The following is an 18251-nucleotide window of genomic DNA, read 5'->3' on the forward strand; positions in this document are numbered from 1 at the left end:
CTAATTATGGGATGAACTATGAACCAGTTATCAGAGAGTTACAAGGCGAGATTAATCAATCTACTGCCAAGTTGCGTCGCGTTTTTTAAGTATCTTCTTAAGCGATTAACGCATGACCGTGTGAATGTGAACGCGGGCTATCTTGCCTACATTACCTTGTTATCCATCGTGCCAATGCTGACGGTATTGTTATCAATATTGTCGAAATTTCCCGTTTTTGCGAACGTTGGTGAGGTGCTGCAAGGCTACATTATTGAGAATTTTGTGCCAGCTTCTGGAGAAGCTGTACATACGGCATTACAGGAATTTGTGGCGAATACGGGCAAAATGAGCGCGGTTGGCGGTGGGTTTTTATTCATCGCAGCGGTCATGCTGATTTCCAACATTGATAAGAACTTAAACTACATTTGGCGAGTTAAAGACAAGCGCCGTTTAGTCTTTTCATTCTCTATGTATTGGATGGTACTCACGTTAGGGCCGATCATGGTCGGTGCGAGTATTGCGGCGACGTCGTACGTGACTTCGCTGCAAATTTTAGAGAACGAGACATTATCTGGTGCGTTTAATTTATTTCTGCGTTGGCTACCGTTGTTGCTGTCCTTTTTTGCTTTTCTTGGCTTGTATATTCTAGTGCCGAATAAAAAAGTACACCTCGCTCATGGTGCCATGGGGGCAGCAGTCGCCGCGATACTGTTCGAGTTGAGTAAAAAAGGCTTTGCGCTTTACATCACTCAGTTTCCGTCTTATCAGCTCATCTACGGCGCGTTAGCGGCGATTCCTATCTTATTTGTTTGGGTGTATTTATGCTGGATGATCGTGTTATTGGGGGCGGAAGTTACGGCTGCGCTTGGTGAGCGAGAGCACTGGAGTGAAGATTTAGACATGATACACTCGACCGCTGAATCTCAGTTAACAGATGAAGGAAGCGAGAGTAGTGATAGCGCTAATTCAACGAGTCAGTGAAGCAGCCGTCCGCGTGGATGGTGAAGTCGTAGGAGAAATTGATCGTGGTCTGCTGGTCTTATTGGGCGTAGAGAAGGACGACGATGAAGCTAAAGCAAAGCGTTTAATGGAGCGTGTTACAACCTACCGTGTGTTCGAAGATGACGAAGGCAAGATGAACCTGAACGTTAAACAGGTGGAAGGTAAAGTGCTGGTGGTTTCTCAATTTACGCTGCCTGCGGATACAAAAAAAGGCACGCGAGCTGGCTTTTCTCGCGGTGCGCATCCTGTTGATGCAGAGCGCTTGTATGATTACTTTTCTGACTTGTGTGAAGAAGTCTTACCCACACAGCGTGGCCGCTTCGCTGCCGATATGAAAGTGTCCTTGGTGAATGACGGTCCTGTGACGTTTTGGTTGCAGGTCTAATCTGGTAACACAGGCGCCATAGTCTAAGCTTTAACTCCAAGCTCATGGAATTGGCTTGGAGTAATTTTTCCGACACTGATTAGTGTTGTGCTTTCAAAGGATTGATATGTTCAAACTCATTACTCCCAAAACCGATAATCAGATAAACAAGTATTATCAGTTTCGCTGGCAACTGCTTCGTGAGCCATGGCGTATGCCGATCGGCTCAGAGCGCGATGAATACGACGAAATGAGTCATCACCGCATGATTGTTGATGGTCGAGGTCGTCCTATGGCGATTGGCCGTTTATACATTACGCCGGACAATGATGGCCAGATCCGCTATATGGCGGTTAAAAATAATCGCCGTAGCAAAGGGATGGGTTCGCTGGTTTTGGTTGCACTAGAGTCGTTAGCACGCCAGGAAGGAGCGAAACGCTTGGTGTGTAATGCCCGTGAAGATGCCATCGCCTTTTATGAAAAAAATGGCTTTGAGCGTCGAGGTGAGCTGACCGATGAGCGTGGCCCTGTGCGCCATCAGCAAATGGTGAAGCAACTGGATCCGATGGCCAATGTGTTACGTCGCCCTGAATGGTGTACTGAGCTTCAACAGCGCTGGGAGCAACAAATCCCAATTAGCGACAAAATGGGGATCAAGATTAACCAGTACACGGGTTACCAGTTTGAATGCTGTGCGCAGCTTAATCCTAACCTTAATCCGCATAACACCATGTTCGCTGGGTCAGCTTTTACCTTAGCAACCCTGACAGGGTGGGGGATGACGTGGCTGCTGCTTAAAGAGCGTGGGCTGCACGGTGATATTGTGTTGGCCGACAGCTCGATTCGCTATCGTCAACCAGTCGAACAAAACCCCGTGGCGAGTACTTCGTTGGATGGGATCAGTGGTGACCTAGACCGATTGGAGTCGGGACGCAAAGCACGCATCGTTATTCACGTAGTGATTTATAGTGGTGACACGCCAGCTGTTGATTTTGTCGGTACCTATATGTTGATACCGAACTACTCGCAGTTACTCAGTTGCTGATGGGGTAAGCGCCGACTGATCTGCTGGGCGCTTATCTGTTTCACCTTCTTGCTCTGTCGGTGAGAGGGTTTGTTCTGCTGCGGAATTCGTGTCGGGTACTTCATCTTCTTCGATAACTTCTTCGTAAAGCTCTTCCTCTTGAGTCTCCAAATTGATGTTATCAATCACGATTGGCTTCTCGATGGAAGGTTCATTTTTCTGTGGAGTCTCAATATCAGTAGGCTCGGCCAGTTTTGATGCGTTCACGCACTCATTACGGTGGGTTTCGCCACTTAGTAGATCGCCTTCAATGTTTCCGCACGACTCTTCCAATTGATAAGTAATGCCACTTAGCGGGTTGTTGGCCATATCAAATGTACCCCAAACCTTACCACTTATGGCTTTTCCTGAGATGGTGACCGGCTTTATGGCAACTTCCCCTCGTTGCGCGCTTAAACGCAGTGGACTTAAGGTAATGGCTTTGAGCGAATGATCCGCTTGGGACTTCAAGCGGGTATCTCGGAGATTGGCTTCCACTTCACCCGATAAGCTGTAGGCCAGCATGTTGCGATCACCTGATAACCCTTGTAGATCGAGGCTGAGATCGGAAAAACCATCAATAGCCAGTGTGTCGGGTAAAAAATAATCGTGGAAGAGCGATAAGGGAATACCATCAGCATTGACGTTGAGCGCCCAAGGTTGGCTCGGGGTACTCAAATCTATTTGTCCGATGCCTTCTACGTAGCCTTGCTCGAGTGGCGCAAAAAGGCGAGTCAATTGCCAAAAGCCATCTTTGCTTTGCATGGCAAGTGCTGCGTGAGACGTGAGTATTTGGTCATAGCTAGCGTTGACAACGCTGACTTCCAATTCGCCTTGCCAAAGGCCCCAGCGTTGAGCCGACTGTTTAATATCAAGCTGTTGCCCTTCGATATTTAAACCGGAAAGTTGCCAATAAGGTTCGTGAGATAGCTGGATAATTTGGCTGCGCTCAATGTCGAGTCGTTCGATTGCAACATGCTCTAACTCGCTGGTGGCGGCGTGCCACCAATTTAGGTTGTCTTCTGGCTGTGTTGCCCACTTGAGGCCTTGAATAGAGGCTTCTTTGAGCTTCCATTGTGTTGGCGTGAACAATCCAGAAACTTGCACTCGACCTTGCTGCCAATCTAAACTGAGCTCGTTGAGCTGGATTACTCCTGGCTCGATAGCGGCACTCAAACGTGGCTCTATTGCGGTTTGCTGCTGGAATCGAACGCTATCCGCCTGCAATGACACTTGAGCTTTTGTCTTCCAGAGAGACAGTGGCAGTGTGGCGTTTTCCACAGAAAGATCCAAGTTCTGCCAGTGCCAGTCGCCCCATTCAATATCGACGTTAAGCAAATCTAAGCTATTAATATGATTAATGTTAAATGGTAGATCGTGCCAAGGTTTTGCAAGCAGTGATTGGCGCTGCGTATTACTCAGTTTCAGCTTGTTGATGGTCACATTTACTAAAGACCAACCTTGAGGATACTGCTCCCCTTGCCCAGATATTTGACTGTGACGCCAGTTAAAAGAGGTGCCATAAAGCGTACTGTCTTGCGGTTTGTAGTCTATATCGACTAAGACTTGATTAAAGGCTTCGCCATTCCAATAGAGTTGGTCAGCTGCAAGTTGAACTTCGCCATATGGTATTAATTGACCATTCCATTGTGGTGATTGAATTTGAAGGTCAATGCCATTGGCAGAGAACTGCTCGTCGGCGTAATCAATATTTTTGAGCGCGATTTGATGGAATAAAACGTTATCTAAAGGTGGGAGCTTTGGTGCACCATACTGCAAGCTCATACCATCAATCAATAAACTATCAACGATCCATTTACCATCGCGATAAACATCGGGATTCATCCATAAATCGACTTGCTCGATGTAAGACGCATCGTCTCCGCTGGTGTTCACGCGTTGTAAAGTTAGGTGATAGGGAAAGCCATAACGCACGCTTTCGGCCCGGAAAGGAAGAGAAAAGGTGTTTGACAGCAAGCGCCAGGTTGCGTCCGCGTAAGATGTTGTTAGCAGCGCAATCGTAGCGGCTGGAATGGCAACTAAGATAACCAGTAACAGAAGTAGAACTCGACGCGCTGTTTTCATCTTTGCTAGAACCTACGTGTGTTATGAAATAAAACTAGATAGGCTTTAGCTTGTATCAATTTTCTGTGGTATTCAATAAAAAGCCCCTCAAAAGAGGGGCTTGAAGCAATTTTTGTAACTTGGCCTACGTAAAGGTGATAAGTTAATGCCAACTTTTCACTGCGTTTACGCGACGTCGCTGTTACTCGATTTAATCAATCTGAGGACCAGCCGCAACCAGGGATTTACCTTCAGCGTTGTCTGTGTATTTATCAAAGTTATTGATAAAGCGCGCTGCTAAATCTTTCGCTTTGCTTTCCCACTGAAGTGGGTCAACGTACGTGTCGCGAGGGTCTAGAATGCTAGGATCCACACCTGGTAGTGAAGTCGGTACTTCAAGATTGAAGATAGGAATGTGCTTAGTTGGTGCATCTTCAATCGAACCATCAAGAATCGCATCAATAATTCCGCGCGTATCTTGAATCGAGATACGTTTGCCAGTGCCGTTCCAACCTGTGTTCACTAGGTAAGCCTCAGCGCCTGCTGCTTCCATGCGTTTAACCAGTACTTCTGCGTATTTAGTTGGGTGAAGCGTTAGGAACGCCGCGCCGAAACAAGCAGAGAAAGTTGGTGTTGGCTCAGTAATACCGCGCTCTGTTCCCGCTAGTTTGGCGGTAAAGCCAGACAGGAAGTGGTACTTAGTTTGCTCAGGTGTCAATTTAGATACTGGAGGCAGTACGCCAAATGCATCGGCTGATAGGAAGATCACTTTATTTGCGTGACCGCCTTTTGATACTGGCTTAACGATATTATCGATATGGTAGATAGGGTAAGAAACACGTGTGTTTTCTGTTTTCGAACCATCATCAAAGTCGATAGAGCCATCGCCACGTACTGTTACGTTTTCTAGCAGTGCATCACGACGAATTGCGTTGTAGATGTCCGGCTCCGCTTCTTTCGAAAGTTTGATGGTTTTTGCGTAACAACCACCTTCGAAGTTGAAGACACCGTCATCATCCCAGCCGTGCTCATCATCACCAATTAGCGCACGTTTAGGATCAGTCGACAGGGTTGTTTTACCCGTACCAGATAGACCGAAGAATACCGCTACATCGCCATCTTTGCCCATGTTAGCGCTACAGTGCATTGATGCGATGTCTTTTAGTGGAAGGAAGTAGTTCATCATCGCGAACATACCTTTCTTCATTTCACCACCGTACCAAGTACCACCGATAAGTTGCATGCGCTCAGTTAGGTTAAATACGGTGAAGTTTTCTGAGTTCAGGCCTTGCTCTTCCCATTTTGGATTAGTGCATTTTGCGCCATTCATTACTACGAAGTCTGGTTCAAATGTCGCTAACTCTTCTTCCGTCGGGCGAATAAACATGTTTTTAACGAAGTGCGCTTGCCATGCGACTTCTGTGATAACACGAATGCTCAAACGTGTATCTGGGTTTGCACCACAGTAACCGTCAACAACAAACAAGCGTTTGTTAGAAAGCTGGTTTGTGACCAGTTCTTTTAGCTCGTCCCACACTTCAGGAGTGATTGGCTTGTTATCATTTTTCACTTGATCAGACGTCCACCACATATGTTCTTCTGTCGTAGCGTCTTTGACGATGTATTTATCTTTTGGTGAGCGACCAGTAAAGATGCCAGTGTCAACGGCAACCGCACCTAGTTCAGTAACCACGCCGCGCTCATAACCGGTTAGGTCTTCACGCGTTTCTTCCTCAAACAACATTTCGTAGCTTGGGTTGCGAATAACCTCTTTTACGTTATGCAGTCCGTGCTTGGTTAGATCAAGTGTTGCAGCCTTAGTATGTTCCATAACGGTCATAGGTGCTCCTTATAAGGATTTTGTAGGGATTTTGTAAGAATGTTTTAATTTTAATCTGCTCACCATGCTAGCAACGGGGCGGGGAGAAAACAGGGAGATAGCTCAAAATTTACCCATGATTTCAATAAGGTTTTAGGTAACCCGTCACATATTGGTGGGAATAGTCTATCGTGCACGCAATCCTTTGCGCTAGGGCAAAATCATTATTAATTGTTTAAAATTAAGCAGTTGTTTTATTACGCTTGAGGCTAGTTATTACGAGGGGTTGATCACAAAAAGGCCAGCATTAAGCTGGCCTTTTGTAGGGTAAATTACGTGCTTGATAAGCTATGTAAATTAATGCAGGGTTTTCTTGTCCGTAGAAGCTTGTGCATACAGTTCAGTGACTTCAGATTCGTCGAACGTATAAGTTGTGCCACAGTAATCACAATGTAAAGAAACTGATCCAACTTCTGCCAAAATGTCATAAATTTCAGCTTTCTCAACGGTGATTATTGCTGCACCGCTACGCTCACGAGAACAGCCACAATGGAACTCGACAGGTTGCGGCTCGTACAGACGTACTTTGTCTTGGTTATATAGTCGATACAATAACTCGTTCGCTTCTAAACCAAACAATTCTTCATCTTTTACTGTGTCAGTGAGCTGCTCTAGATGTTCGAAATCATCTGGAGAGCCAGTGCCGTCAGGGATCACTTGAATCAACATACCTGCTGCGTGTGCTTTGCCTTCATGCTCACCAGTGCGGATCCATAGGCGCGTTTTTAACTGCTCTGAGTTTGCAAAGTAGCCTTCTAGCACTTCTGCTAAAGTGTCACCTTCTAATCCAACGACGCCTTGGTAACGCTCGCCGTTTTTCGGTTCGATGGTGATCACAAGGTAGCCCTTACCCATTAGATCGTGAATGTTTGCGTCATCGGCAATATCGCCTTCCCAGCGAGCTACGCCACGAACACGTTGGTTATGGTCACCGTTGATAACGGCAAGAGACACAGGACCGTCGCCTTGTAGCTGGATGGTGATCGAACCTTCGAACTTAAGAGTGGCAGTTAAAAGAGTAGTTGAAACGAGTAGCTCACCCAGCAGTTTCTCTATTGCTGCCGGATATTCCTTGCTGGAGATAACACGTTGGTACGCTTCATCCAATTGTACCAACTCGCCACGTACTGAAAGATCTTCGAATAGGTAGCGGTTTAAAACATTATTTGCCATGGAGTGCTTTCCTCGTTGGTAATTCCGGCTTTTATTGGTGTTTGAACTTAATGATGTCTCGGCGCTGCTTTTTATCTGGGCGGCGTTCCGGACTTGGGTTGTGGGCATTAAGCTTACGTTGAGTCGCGTGTTCCTCACGTTTCGCGATACTCTCATTGGTTTCGCGATATAAGGTTTGTGCGATGGGAGCGCCTCGGCGTTGATCTGAGATTTGTTCGATGATCACGATTTTTTCTTCGTTGCCTTGACGAAGTCTGACTTCAGCGCCCACTTCAACGATTTTACTCGGCTTGCTTCGTTGGCCATTATAGTGGACTTTACCGCCATCGACCATGTTACGCGCGATGGAGCGGGTTTTGTAAAATCTTGCGGCCCATAGCCATTTATCTAGCCTAACGGCTTCATTTAGGGAACTCATAGAACACTACGCTATCTAATCACTGCCCGAATACGGCAATGAGTGATGGATTATTCACCTACAGATGGAGTCAAGGCGTATTTTTTTCAAGGGAGTTGGCAAAAACTGCATAAGAAAAAGGTATGAAAGACAACTTGTGATATAGTTCACTGCTCTTTGTTGAGTAATAATTTTATTGCAAATTTAGCAATTTAAAGTCGATAGCTATCGTTATAGCTTAAATGACGGACGTTAGAATAAAGGAATCCATTCAGTGAAACGTTTAGAGCTAAGTGCAGGATTATCAAGCAGACCGCTACTGGCTCAGATCAAGTCCAATCATTATACCATTCAAGCCAAACTTAGCTTGTTGCTTACCTGTCTGTTTATTGCGATAACCGGATGGATACTTGGCAAAATTGTGTGGTTAGCCATACCTCAATCGTCGGAAGTGCCGCAATGGCGTCCATCGGCGAGTAGCGTTGCTGCGAGCAATAAAGGCGACGCGATAGATTTTAATGCCCTTCAGAATGCCAACCTATTCGGTAAATACACTGAGCAAAAAGCGGCGGTTGTAGAACAGCCTATTGTTAAAGACGCCCCTAAGACGCGCCTTAACCTTACGCTGGTCGGTGCGGTTGCAAGTAGTGATGCCAACACCAGCCTTGCTGTTATTGCTAACCGAGGTAAGCAAGCTACGTACGGTTTGGGTGAAGAAATCGAAGGGACACGTGCGACACTAAAAGCGGTATTGGTGGATCGCGTCATCATTGATAACCAAGGTCGAGACGAGACCTTAATGATGGAAGGTATAGAATATAAGAAGCTATCTGAATCGCCGCAGGTAGCTAGGGCGCAAGCTCAGCGAGCAGAAGCAGCGACGTCTGACGTTGGAGAGAAATTAGAGCAAATCCGCGAGGAAATTGCGAAAGATCCACAAAGCGTTTTTAAATACATCACCATTTCACCCGTCAAAAAAGACGGAGACATTGTTGGTTATCGAGTATCACCTGGTCGTGATGCCGCATTATTTAATGATGTAGGGCTACAACCTGGCGATATTGCGGTTCAACTGAACGGGATCGATTTAAGTGACCCGTCTTCTTCAGTACAACTGATGCAAGTGATGAGCGATCCGCAAGAATTAAATTTAACTGTTGAGCGAGACGGCCAACAGTACGATATCTATATCCAATTGTAAGACTTAGGCAACCGGCGTAAGTTCAGGGAGACATACGTGAAACATTGGTTCAGCAAAAGTGCTTGGCTACTAGCAGGAAGTTTACTCTGCGTACCAGGTGCAATGGCAAACGAATTTAGTGCGAGCTTTAAAGGCACTGATATTCAAGAATTCATCAACATAGTTGGTCGTAACCTCGAAAAGACCATCATTGTTGATCCTTCAGTACGCGGTAAAATCGATGTCCGCAGCTATGACGTTCTTAACGAAGAGCAATACTACAGCTTTTTCCTTAATGTCCTTGAAGTATACGGTTACGCAGTCGTAGAAATGGACAATGGGGTACTTAAGGTTATCAAAGCAAAAGACTCAAAAACCTCAGCAATCCCTGTGTTAGGTGATGGCAGCGCGCAAGGCGATAGTGTTATCACTCGAGTTGTCGCGGTGCGTAATGTGTCGGTTCGAGAGTTGTCTCCTCTACTTCGTCAACTGATTGATAATGCCGGTGCCGGTAACGTGGTTCATTATGATCCAGCGAATATTATCTTGATTACTGGTCGTGCGGCAGTAGTGAATCGCTTAGCAGAGATCATCAAGCGTGTTGACCAAGCCGGTGATAAAGAAATTGAATTGGTGGAGCTGCGTAATGCATCTGCTGCTGAAATGGTACGCATTGTCGAAGCACTGAATAAAAGTGCGAATCAGAAAAGCACGCCAGAGTTCCTTGAACCTAAAATTGTGGCCGATGAACGTACTAACGCGATTTTAATTTCTGGTGATCCAAAAGTAAGAGCCCGCTTGAAACGTTTGATTCGTCAACTTGATGTTGAAATGGCGACAAAAGGTAACAACCGAGTTGTGTACCTGAAAAATGCGAAAGCTGAAGACTTGGTGGATGTATTGAAAGGTGTTTCCGATAACCTGCAAGCTGAAAAGCAAGCTGGTCAGAAAACATCAGGTGCATCGCGTGGTGAGGTCGTCATTGCTGCTCACGCTGCAACTAACTCGTTAGTTTTAACAGCGCCACCAGATATTATGATGGCATTACAAGACGTCATTTCTCAACTCGATATTCGTCGTGCTCAGGTTCTTATTGAAGCGTTAATTGTCGAAATGTCTGAAGGTGATGGTATTAACCTAGGTGTTCAGTGGGGTTCATTAGAAACGGGTGCTGTAATTCAGTACGGTAACTCAGGAGCCCCGATTGGTCAGGTGATGGTTGGTCTAGAAGAAGCAAAAGATCAAACCCGCACTGAATACTATACCAACTCTAATGGCGAACGAACGCCATATGATGTTACTGAATCAGGTGACTACTCTACGCTAGCGTCAGCGCTTAGCGGAGTAAATGGTGCGGCAATGAGTATTGTCATGGGTGACTGGACAGCGCTAATTAGTGCTGTTGCTTCTGACTCCAACTCAAACATTCTATCTTCTCCGAGTATTACCGTAATGGATAATGGCGAAGCATCATTTATTGTGGGTGAAGAGGTTCCGGTTATTACGGGCTCTACGGCTGGCTCAAACAACGACAACCCATTCCAAACGGTTGACCGTAAAGAAGTCGGTATCAAACTCAAAGTAGTGCCACAAATTAACGAAGGTGACTCTGTACAGTTAAACATTGAACAAGAAGTTTCCAACGTATTAGGCGCAAACGGTGCGGTTGACGTTCGCTTTGCTAAACGACAGTTAAACACCTCTGTCATGATCCAAGATGGTCAGATGTTGGTTCTTGGTGGTTTGGTCGATGAACGCGCACTTGAAAGTGAGTCTAAAGTGCCGCTATTGGGTGACATTCCGGTACTGGGTCACCTGTTCAAGTCAACTAGCACGCAAACAGAAAAACGTAACTTGATGGTGTTCATCAAGCCGACGATTATTCGCGATGGTGTGACGGCTGACGGTATTACGCAGCGTAAATACAACTTTATTCGCGCAGAACAGCTTTATAAAGCGGATCAAGGGTTGAAGTTGATGGCAGACGAGAAGATCCCGGTTATGCCAGCCTTTGGCCAGGAGCGTCAGCACCCAACAGAGATTCAAGCGTTTATTGATCAAATGGAAAACAACTAATGGTTGATATGTTAGACACAGCGCCAAGTATGCGTCGTCTGCCATTCAGTTTTGCCAACCGCTTTAAACTGGTGCTAGAGACAGAGCATCCTGAGCGTCCACCTATTCTTTACTATGTCGAGCCGCTTAACCCTGCGGCTCTGGTTGAAGTCCGTCGTGTATTAAAGAAAAGCTTCGTACCGCAACCTATCGATAAAGAAGCCTTTGATAAAAAGCTGACTGAAGCATATCAACGCGACTCGTCTGAAGCGCGTCAGTTGATGGAAGATATTGGTGCTGATAGCGATGATTTCTTCTCTTTGGCTGAAGAACTGCCGCACGATGAAGACTTATTAGAATCGGAAGACGATGCGCCAATCATCAAATTGATCAACGCCATGTTGGGCGAAGCGATCAAAGAAGGTGCGTCGGATATTCATATTGAGACGTTCGAGAAAACCCTTTCGATTCGTTTCCGTGTCGATGGCGTATTGCGTGAAGTTCTGACCCCAAGTCGTAAGTTAGCGCCTTTGCTAGTTTCTCGTGTGAAGGTTATGGCTAAACTAGATATCGCAGAAAAGCGTGTGCCTCAAGATGGCCGTATTTCGTTGCGTATCGGTGGTCGTGCGGTGGACGTGCGTGTATCTACGATGCCGTCCTCACATGGTGAGCGCGTGGTAATGCGTTTGTTGGATAAAAACGCGACTCGTCTTGATTTACATAGTTTGGGCATGACACCTTCAGTGCATGACAACTTCCGTCACTTGATTGGCCGCCCTCACGGTATCATCTTGGTGACGGGCCCGACAGGTTCTGGTAAATCAACCACCTTGTACGCTGGCTTGCAAGAGATCAATAGCAACGAACGCAACATTTTAACGGTTGAAGACCCGATCGAATTTGATATTGATGGCATCGGTCAAACTCAGGTGAACCCAAAGGTTGACATGACTTTTGCGCGTGGTTTGCGTGCCATTCTGCGTCAGGACCCGGATGTGGTGATGGTCGGTGAGATCCGTGACTTAGAAACCGCACAAATTGCAGTGCAAGCGTCCTTAACGGGTCACTTGGTAATGTCTACTCTCCACACCAACACCGCAGTGGGTGCGATTACGCGTCTACGTGATATGGGTATTGAGCCATTCCTTATTTCTTCTTCGTTATTAGGGGTGCTAGCGCAGCGCTTAGTTCGAACGCTTTGTCCAAGCTGTAAAGAGCCGTATGAAGCCGATGCGGAACAGAAAAAACTGTTTGGTATGGAAGCGCATGAACCGTTAGAACTGCACCGAGCAAAAGGCTGTGAAGCGTGTAACCAAAAAGGCTACCGAGGTCGAACAGGTATCCACGAGCTCATTATGGTTGATGAGCAAGTGCAAGAGTTGATTCACCGAGAGTCTGGTGAGCAAGAAATTGAGAGAGCCGTTCGCGCCCATACGCCAAGTATTCGCAGCGATGGTTTAAGCAAAGTGCGTCGTGGCATTACGTCACTTGAAGAAGTGATGCGAGTGACGAAGGAAACCTAATGGCGGCATTTGAGTACAAAGCGCTAGATGCAAAAGGCAAGCATAAAAAAGGCACGATAGAAGGGGACAACGCCCGACAAGTGCGCCAGCGACTCAAAGAGCAAGGGATGATCCCGATTGAAGTGGTTGAGACGAAAGCTAAATCGGCTAAGTCTTCAGGTTCAGTCAGCTTTAAGCGCGGCGTCTCAACATCTGAGCTGGCACTCATCACACGGCAATTGTCTACGCTAGTCCAATCAGGTATGCCTTTGGAAGAGTGTTTGCGTGCGGTCTCTGAGCAGGCTGAAAAGCCGAGGATTCGTTCTATGTTGGCTGCGGTTCGCTCGAAAGTAACCGAGGGTTATCCGCTCGCCGACAGTTTTGCCGATTACCCACACGTGTTTGATGAACTGTACCGCTCTATGGTTGCGGCGGGCGAAAAATCAGGTCACCTCGATACCGTATTAGAGCGTTTGGCAGACTATGTCGAAAACCGCCAAAAGATGCGATCTAAATTGCTTCAAGCCATGATTTATCCTGTAGTTTTGGTGGTATTCGCGGTTGTCATCGTTTCGTTCTTATTGGCGACAGTGGTTCCTAAAATCATTGAACCCATCATTCAGATGGGCCAAGAGTTACCTCAATCGACGCAATTTTTACTGGCAGCCAGTGAGTTTGTGCAAGATTGGGGGCTGATTATTTTCGTTGTGCTGGTGGCGCTTTTCTATGGCCTCAAACTGGCGTTGCAAAAGCCAGACTTTCGCTTAGCTTGGGACAGAAAAATCTTGAGCTTACCGCTAATAGGTAAGATCTCTCGAGGTTTGAATACCGCACGATTCGCACGAACACTTTCGATCTGTACTTCCAGTGCGATTCCAATTCTCGAGGGTATGCGCGTTGCGGTAGATGTTATGTCTAACCGTTATGTGAAGCAGCAAGTCTTGCTTGCAGCGGATAACGTCCGAGAGGGCGCTAGTTTGCGTAAGGCGTTGGACCAAACTCGCTTGTTTCCACCAATGATGCTACACATGATCGCCAGTGGTGAGCAAAGTGGTGAATTAGAGAGCATGTTGACGCGGGCAGCCGATAACCAAGATCAAAACTTTGAATCAACAGTCAATATTGCTCTGGGTGTGTTTACTCCTGCGCTGATTGCATTAATGGCTGGATTAGTGTTGTTCATTGTGATGGCGACCTTGATGCCAATGCTAGAAATGAATAACTTGATGAGCGGATAATTTCGAATTAAGACGTGTCTACTAACGGCATGGCTTTAATCTAACTTTCGGAGAAAAAAATGAAGTTTAAGCGTAGTAAACAACAGGGTTTTACACTTTTAGAAGTGATGGTTGTTGTAGTTATCCTGGGTATTTTGGCAAGTTTTGTTGTTCCAAACCTATTGGGTAACAAAGAGAAGGCAGACCAACAAAAAGCGATTACGGACATTGTCGCGTTGGAAAATGCCTTAGATATGTACAAGTTGGACAACAGCGTTTACCCAACAACGGACCAAGGTCTAGAAGCATTGGTTAGCAAGCCATCTAACCCAGAGCCACGCAACTACCGTGATGGTGGTTACATCAAACGTCTTCCTAATGACCCTTGGGGCAACCAGTACCAATACTTAAGCCCAGGTGATAACGGTACAATCGATATCTTCACTCTAGGCGCAGATGGCCAAGAGGGTGGAGAAGGTCCAGCTGCAGATATTGGCAACTGGAACATGCAAGACTTCCAATAATTGAGCCTAAGCCAGCACTAATGAAACAAATGCGAAAACATAACGGTTTTACATTGATAGAAATTCTATTGGTGCTGGTTTTGCTATCTCTTACGGCTGTGGCCGTGATCTCGACGTTACCGACTAGCCAAAAAGATCTTTCCAAACAGTATGCTCAAAGCTTTTTTCAGCGTTTACAGCTGCTCAATGAAGAAGCGGTGCTGAGCGGTAAAGATTTTGGCGTTCGAGTGGATGATGCCAAATCGACCTACGCTCTACTGAGTTTAACCTCAGAAGGTTGGCAGCCTCTGAAATTAAAGCAGATTCCGAGCAAAACCAAGCTAGAAGAAGATATTACGCTACAACTCGAGCTCGGAGGTGGTGCTTGGGATAATGATGGGCGCTTATTCAAACCAGGTTCTCTTTTTGATGAAGACATGTTCGCAGAAGAAGAGGACGAAAAGAAAATTGAGCCACCGCAAGTGTTTATCTTTTCCAGCGCCGAAGTCACGCCATTTACCCTGTCTTTTTTTCCGCAAAATGGTGATGCCTTTAATGACGGTTGGCGAGTCATTGGCAAAGAAAGTGGACAAATTTTGTTATTAGCTCCGGGCGAAGAAGTGAAAGAGGATGAGAATGCGCAATTTTAAGCAAGCTCGCCCAAATTTGAGTCATCGCCGGACGAGAGGCATGACCTTACTGGAAGTATTGGTCGCACTGGCAATTTTCGCTACCGCTGCCATCAGTGTCATTCGCTCTGTGAGCCAGCATATTAATACAATCAGTTATCTAGAAGAAAAAATGTTTGCAGCCATGGTTGTGGATAATCAGATGGCAAATGTGATGTTGAATACCGGAGAACTCAAAGCGAAAAACGGCACAGAAGAGCTGGCAGGACGCACTTGGTTCTGGAAAGTCACGCCAGTCGCCACGACGCAGCCATTGCTGAAAGCATTTGATGTGAGCGTCTCGGTAGAGAAAAGCGCGAGCCCTGTAGTAACGGTACGAAGCTATGTGGCGCAATAATCATCTCCGCGCAAACACGCGCCAAAGGGTAAAAGGTTTTACACTTATTGAAGTGTTGGTATCGATTGCCATCTTTGCCAGTTTAAGTGTCGCAGCGTACCAAGTGGTATCGCAAGTACAGCGTAGCAATGCGCTATCACAAGAACGAACCCAACGCTTAAACGAAATTCAGCGTGCCATGGTTATGATGGATAACGATTTTCGTCAAATGGCGATGCGTCAAACACGTACTAATGGTGAAGAGCCTGCTAGCCGGCTAATTTTTTGGTCCGATTACCTGTTGGACTCCGATACTAAAGGGCTGATGTTTGCCCGTTTAGGTTGGCACAATCCTCAGCAGCAGTTCCCTCGTGGAGAAGTAACCAAGGTTGGCTATCGCTTAAAAGAAGAAACACTGCAGCGAGTATGGTGGCGCTATCCTGATACGCCGGTTGGGCAACAAGGTACTGTTACTCCATTGCTAACGCAGGTCGAGTCATTTGATATGCGTTTCTATGATGGTAAGCAATGGAAAAAAGAGTGGGCTGAAGAAAAAGCGCTGCCGAAAGCGGTTTCTGTTGTTCTCACTCTCAAAGACTATGGAGAAATTGCCCGCACTTATCTCACTCCTGATGGCACATTGAGTCAGAAAGAGGAAAGTTCAGGAGACAGCAATAATGGTTAACCGTCAGCGCGGTGTTGCTTTGATTATAGTGTTGATGTTGCTGGCGATTATGGCGACGGTTGCCGCCAGCATGTCGGAACGTTTGTTCTTACAGTTTCAGCGAGGCGCTAATCAAATCAATTACCAGCAAGCGTACTGGTACAGCCTTGGCGTCGAGGCGCTAGCAAAAGTGGGTATCGAACAAAGTTATAAAGACACCGACACGATTAATATGAGTCAACCGTGGGCGATAAAAGAGCAAGTCTATCCGTTAGATTATGGTCAAGCGGCGGGACGAATTAGAGACAAGCAAGCGTGCTTTAATCTAAATGTATTGAGTCGTGTGCAACCAACGGGTCAGCAAATTACAAGACCATATTTAGTGAATGTATTGCAGCGCCTATTAGAAGAGTTGGATGTCGAGCCATATCAAGCAGAAATCATTGCAGACTCTACTTGGGAATACATTGATGCTGATGACTCTGTCCGTTCGACTACTGGGGTTGAAGACAGCACATATGAAGCGATGAAACCTTCCTATTTGGCATCAAATGGTTGGATGGCAGATGCTTCCGAGTTACGGGCTGTCTATCAGGTGAGTGGTGAAATTTTCCAAAAATTGGAGCCGTTGGTCTGTGCATTGCCAAGTGATGACTGGCGTTTAAACGTGAATACGATTGATGTTGAGCAAACTCCGATTTTGGTGGCAATGTTCTCACCAAACTTAAGCAGTAGTGATGCGATTCAGCTAATTGAAAAACGCCCATTTGATGGGTGGGATAGCATTGATGAATTTTTAGCAGAGTCAGAAATGGCTGGCTTAAGTGAAGATGTAAAGAAAAACGCCAAAGGCTATTTGGGTGTGGATAGCGCCTTTTTTGAATTGGATGCACAAGTGTTGGTGGATGAATCACGTGTACGTATCCGAAGCCTTTTACAAAGTACAAATAGAGAAACGGTGACCGTAGTTCGCCGTCGTTTTGGAGGGATCAGTGAGCGAGTTTCTGACCGTTCGGCTGAGTAGCGAACAACAAAGTACCATTCCTTGGGTGGTGTGGTCGACAGATCAACAGGAAGTGATTGCTAGCGGTGAAATCGCCGGATGGGAACACTTAGATGAGTTGGTCTCATATGCTGGTCAGCGCCAAGTTGTGGCGCTGCTAGCGAGTAATGATGTGGTCCTGACGCAAGTGGATATACCACCTGGTGCAACACGCCAATTCGAGGCGATGTTACCGTACTTAGTGGAAGACGAAGTTGCTCAGGACGTTGATGGCCTGCACTTTAGCGTGTTGGGTAAACAAGCGGACAAAGCGCAGATTTGCGCAGTTGAACGTGCTTGGATTCAGACTGTACTGCAACGTTTTTCAAGCCAAGGTATCGCCATTAAACGCATTTTACCCGATGTGCTTGCATTACCGGTTCGTGGAGAGCACAGCAGTGCTGCAATGATTGGCGAGCAATGGCTAATTCGTCACTCTGCGACAGAGGGCGCGGTTGTCGACGCTTCTTGGTTAGACCTTTACCTCTCTTCTTATCTACAAAATCATGAAGGTTGGAAGCTCGATTGCTATAGCTCGGTCCCGGAATCTGCGTTACCTGAAATATGGGAGCCGCAACCAGAAGAAATGACGATGGCTTTACTGGCGAAGGGGGTGACAGAAAGCAAAGTCAATTTGCTGACTGGGATATTCAAGCCGAAATCTTCTTGGGGTAAATACTGGAAGCTCTGGCAAAAAGCCACCATTGCTGCGGGGGTGCTTATCGTTGTCATGGTTGCGCAGCAGTTGCTCGTGGTCCACAAGTACGAAGCACAAGCTCAAGCGTATCGTGAGGAGAGTGAGCGTATTTTCCGCCAAGTGTTCCCAAATAAAAGACGCATTCCTACCGTTAGTTACCTCAAACGACAAATGGATGATGAAGAGCGCCGCTTATCTGGTGGAGGTGGTCAGCAGGCAATGTTGTCATGGTTGGCGGCATTACCCGCGACGCTTGGTCAGGTCAGCGACTTGGAGATCACTAGCTTTAAATACGACGGACAACGTGGCGAAGTACGTATTCAGGCTCGTAGTTCAGACTTCCAACCTTTTGAGCAGGCTCGTGTGAAATTGGCAGAGAAGTTTAATGTTGAGCAAGGTCAGTTGAACCGTAGCGATAACGTTGTGGTTGGCAGCTTTGTTTTGAAGCGTTTGTGAGGTGAT

General features: G+C 46.4%; 17 protein-coding genes. 13 read left to right on the plus strand and 4 right to left on the minus strand.

Annotated features, from left to right (window positions below):
- The first annotated feature begins 18 nt into the window (after window positions 1-18).
- The 3 genes from R7F07_RS13575 to R7F07_RS13585 all read left to right on the plus strand — a co-directional run bounded on the left by R7F07_RS13575 (window position 19) and on the right by R7F07_RS13585 (window position 2393).
- Complete coding sequence (locus R7F07_RS13575; RefSeq protein WP_005379281.1) at window positions 19-963, plus strand: virulence factor BrkB family protein; 945 nt, start codon at window positions 19-21, stop codon at window positions 961-963.
- Entirely contained in the window at window positions 935-1369 is a 435-nt protein-coding gene (gene dtd, locus R7F07_RS13580) for a D-aminoacyl-tRNA deacylase (RefSeq protein WP_005379282.1), read from the plus strand. Before R7F07_RS13575 ends, dtd begins: the two co-directional genes overlap by 29 nt.
- 106 nt (window positions 1370-1475) lie before the next feature.
- Window positions 1476-2393 carry a bifunctional GNAT family N-acetyltransferase/hotdog fold thioesterase gene (locus R7F07_RS13585; protein ID WP_005379283.1) on the plus strand — a complete coding sequence of 306 codons (918 nt, stop codon included), beginning with the start codon at window positions 1476-1478 and terminating at the stop codon, window positions 2391-2393.
- Here R7F07_RS13585 and R7F07_RS13590 read toward each other — a convergent pair.
- The 4 genes from R7F07_RS13590 to hslR all read right to left on the minus strand — a co-directional run bounded on the left by R7F07_RS13590 (window position 2379) and on the right by hslR (window position 7945).
- On the minus strand, window positions 2379-4496 hold the full coding sequence (locus tag R7F07_RS13590; RefSeq protein WP_171343034.1) for an AsmA family protein: 2118 nt from the start codon (window positions 4494-4496) through the stop codon (window positions 2379-2381). The genes R7F07_RS13585 and R7F07_RS13590 overlap by 15 nt on opposite strands.
- A 190-nt stretch (window positions 4497-4686) precedes the next feature.
- On the minus strand, window positions 4687-6315 hold the full coding sequence (gene pckA / locus R7F07_RS13595; RefSeq protein ID WP_017820689.1) for a phosphoenolpyruvate carboxykinase (ATP): 1629 nt from the start codon (window positions 6313-6315) through the stop codon (window positions 4687-4689).
- 336 nt (window positions 6316-6651) lie between these two features.
- Complete coding sequence (hslO, locus tag R7F07_RS13600) at window positions 6652-7527, minus strand: Hsp33 family molecular chaperone HslO (RefSeq protein WP_031780788.1); 876 nt, start codon at window positions 7525-7527, stop codon at window positions 6652-6654.
- 31 nt (window positions 7528-7558) lie between these two features.
- Entirely contained in the window at window positions 7559-7945 is a 387-nt protein-coding gene (gene hslR / locus R7F07_RS13605) for a ribosome-associated heat shock protein Hsp15 (protein ID WP_005379292.1), read from the minus strand.
- A 253-nt stretch (window positions 7946-8198) separates the two neighbouring features.
- Here hslR and gspC point away from each other — a divergent pair, with 253 nt between their 5' ends.
- Genes gspC through gspL form a run of 10 tightly spaced genes read left to right on the plus strand, consistent with a single transcriptional unit; the run spans window position 8199 to window position 18245 of the window.
- Window positions 8199-9125: a type II secretion system protein GspC gene (gspC, locus tag R7F07_RS13610; protein ID WP_005379294.1), complete on the plus strand. Its 927-nt coding sequence runs from the start codon at window positions 8199-8201 to the stop codon at window positions 9123-9125.
- 36 nt (window positions 9126-9161) lie between these two features.
- Entirely contained in the window at window positions 9162-11180 is a 2019-nt protein-coding gene (gene gspD, locus R7F07_RS13615; RefSeq protein ID WP_005379295.1) for a type II secretion system secretin GspD, read from the plus strand.
- Window positions 11180-12682, plus strand: a complete 1503-nt coding sequence (gene gspE / locus R7F07_RS13620) for a type II secretion system ATPase GspE (RefSeq protein ID WP_005379296.1) — start codon at window positions 11180-11182, stop codon at window positions 12680-12682. Before gspD ends, gspE begins: the two co-directional genes overlap by 1 nt.
- Window positions 12682-13899, plus strand: a complete 1218-nt coding sequence (gene gspF / locus R7F07_RS13625) for a type II secretion system inner membrane protein GspF (RefSeq protein WP_005379297.1) — start codon at window positions 12682-12684, stop codon at window positions 13897-13899. Before gspE ends, gspF begins: the two co-directional genes overlap by 1 nt.
- A 59-nt stretch (window positions 13900-13958) precedes the next feature.
- Window positions 13959-14402, plus strand: a complete 444-nt coding sequence (gene gspG, locus R7F07_RS13630) for a type II secretion system major pseudopilin GspG (protein WP_005379298.1) — start codon at window positions 13959-13961, stop codon at window positions 14400-14402.
- Window positions 14403-14431: 29 nt separating this feature from the next.
- A complete protein-coding gene (locus R7F07_RS13635; protein ID WP_171343035.1) occupies window positions 14432-15031 on the plus strand; it encodes a prepilin-type N-terminal cleavage/methylation domain-containing protein in 600 nt (199 codons plus the stop codon).
- Window positions 15018-15407, plus strand: coding sequence for a type II secretion system minor pseudopilin GspI (gene gspI / locus R7F07_RS13640; protein ID WP_017635009.1), 390 nt, complete (start codon window positions 15018-15020; stop codon window positions 15405-15407). Before R7F07_RS13635 ends, gspI begins: the two co-directional genes overlap by 14 nt.
- On the plus strand, window positions 15394-16071 hold the full coding sequence (gene gspJ, locus R7F07_RS13645) for a type II secretion system minor pseudopilin GspJ (RefSeq protein WP_132936677.1): 678 nt from the start codon (window positions 15394-15396) through the stop codon (window positions 16069-16071). The genes gspI and gspJ overlap by 14 nt, the downstream gene beginning before the upstream one ends.
- Window positions 16064-17074, plus strand: a complete 1011-nt coding sequence (gene gspK / locus R7F07_RS13650; RefSeq protein ID WP_005382999.1) for a type II secretion system minor pseudopilin GspK — start codon at window positions 16064-16066, stop codon at window positions 17072-17074. Before gspJ ends, gspK begins: the two co-directional genes overlap by 8 nt.
- Window positions 17043-18245, plus strand: coding sequence for a type II secretion system protein GspL (gene gspL / locus R7F07_RS13655; RefSeq protein WP_171343036.1), 1203 nt, complete (start codon window positions 17043-17045; stop codon window positions 18243-18245). The genes gspK and gspL overlap by 32 nt, the downstream gene beginning before the upstream one ends.
- The last annotated feature ends 6 nt before the right edge of the window (window positions 18246-18251 follow it).

The sequence above is a fragment of the Vibrio sp. YT-16 genome (genome assembly GCF_033337405.1).
Lineage (GTDB): Bacteria > Pseudomonadota > Gammaproteobacteria > Enterobacterales > Vibrionaceae > Vibrio > Vibrio alginolyticus.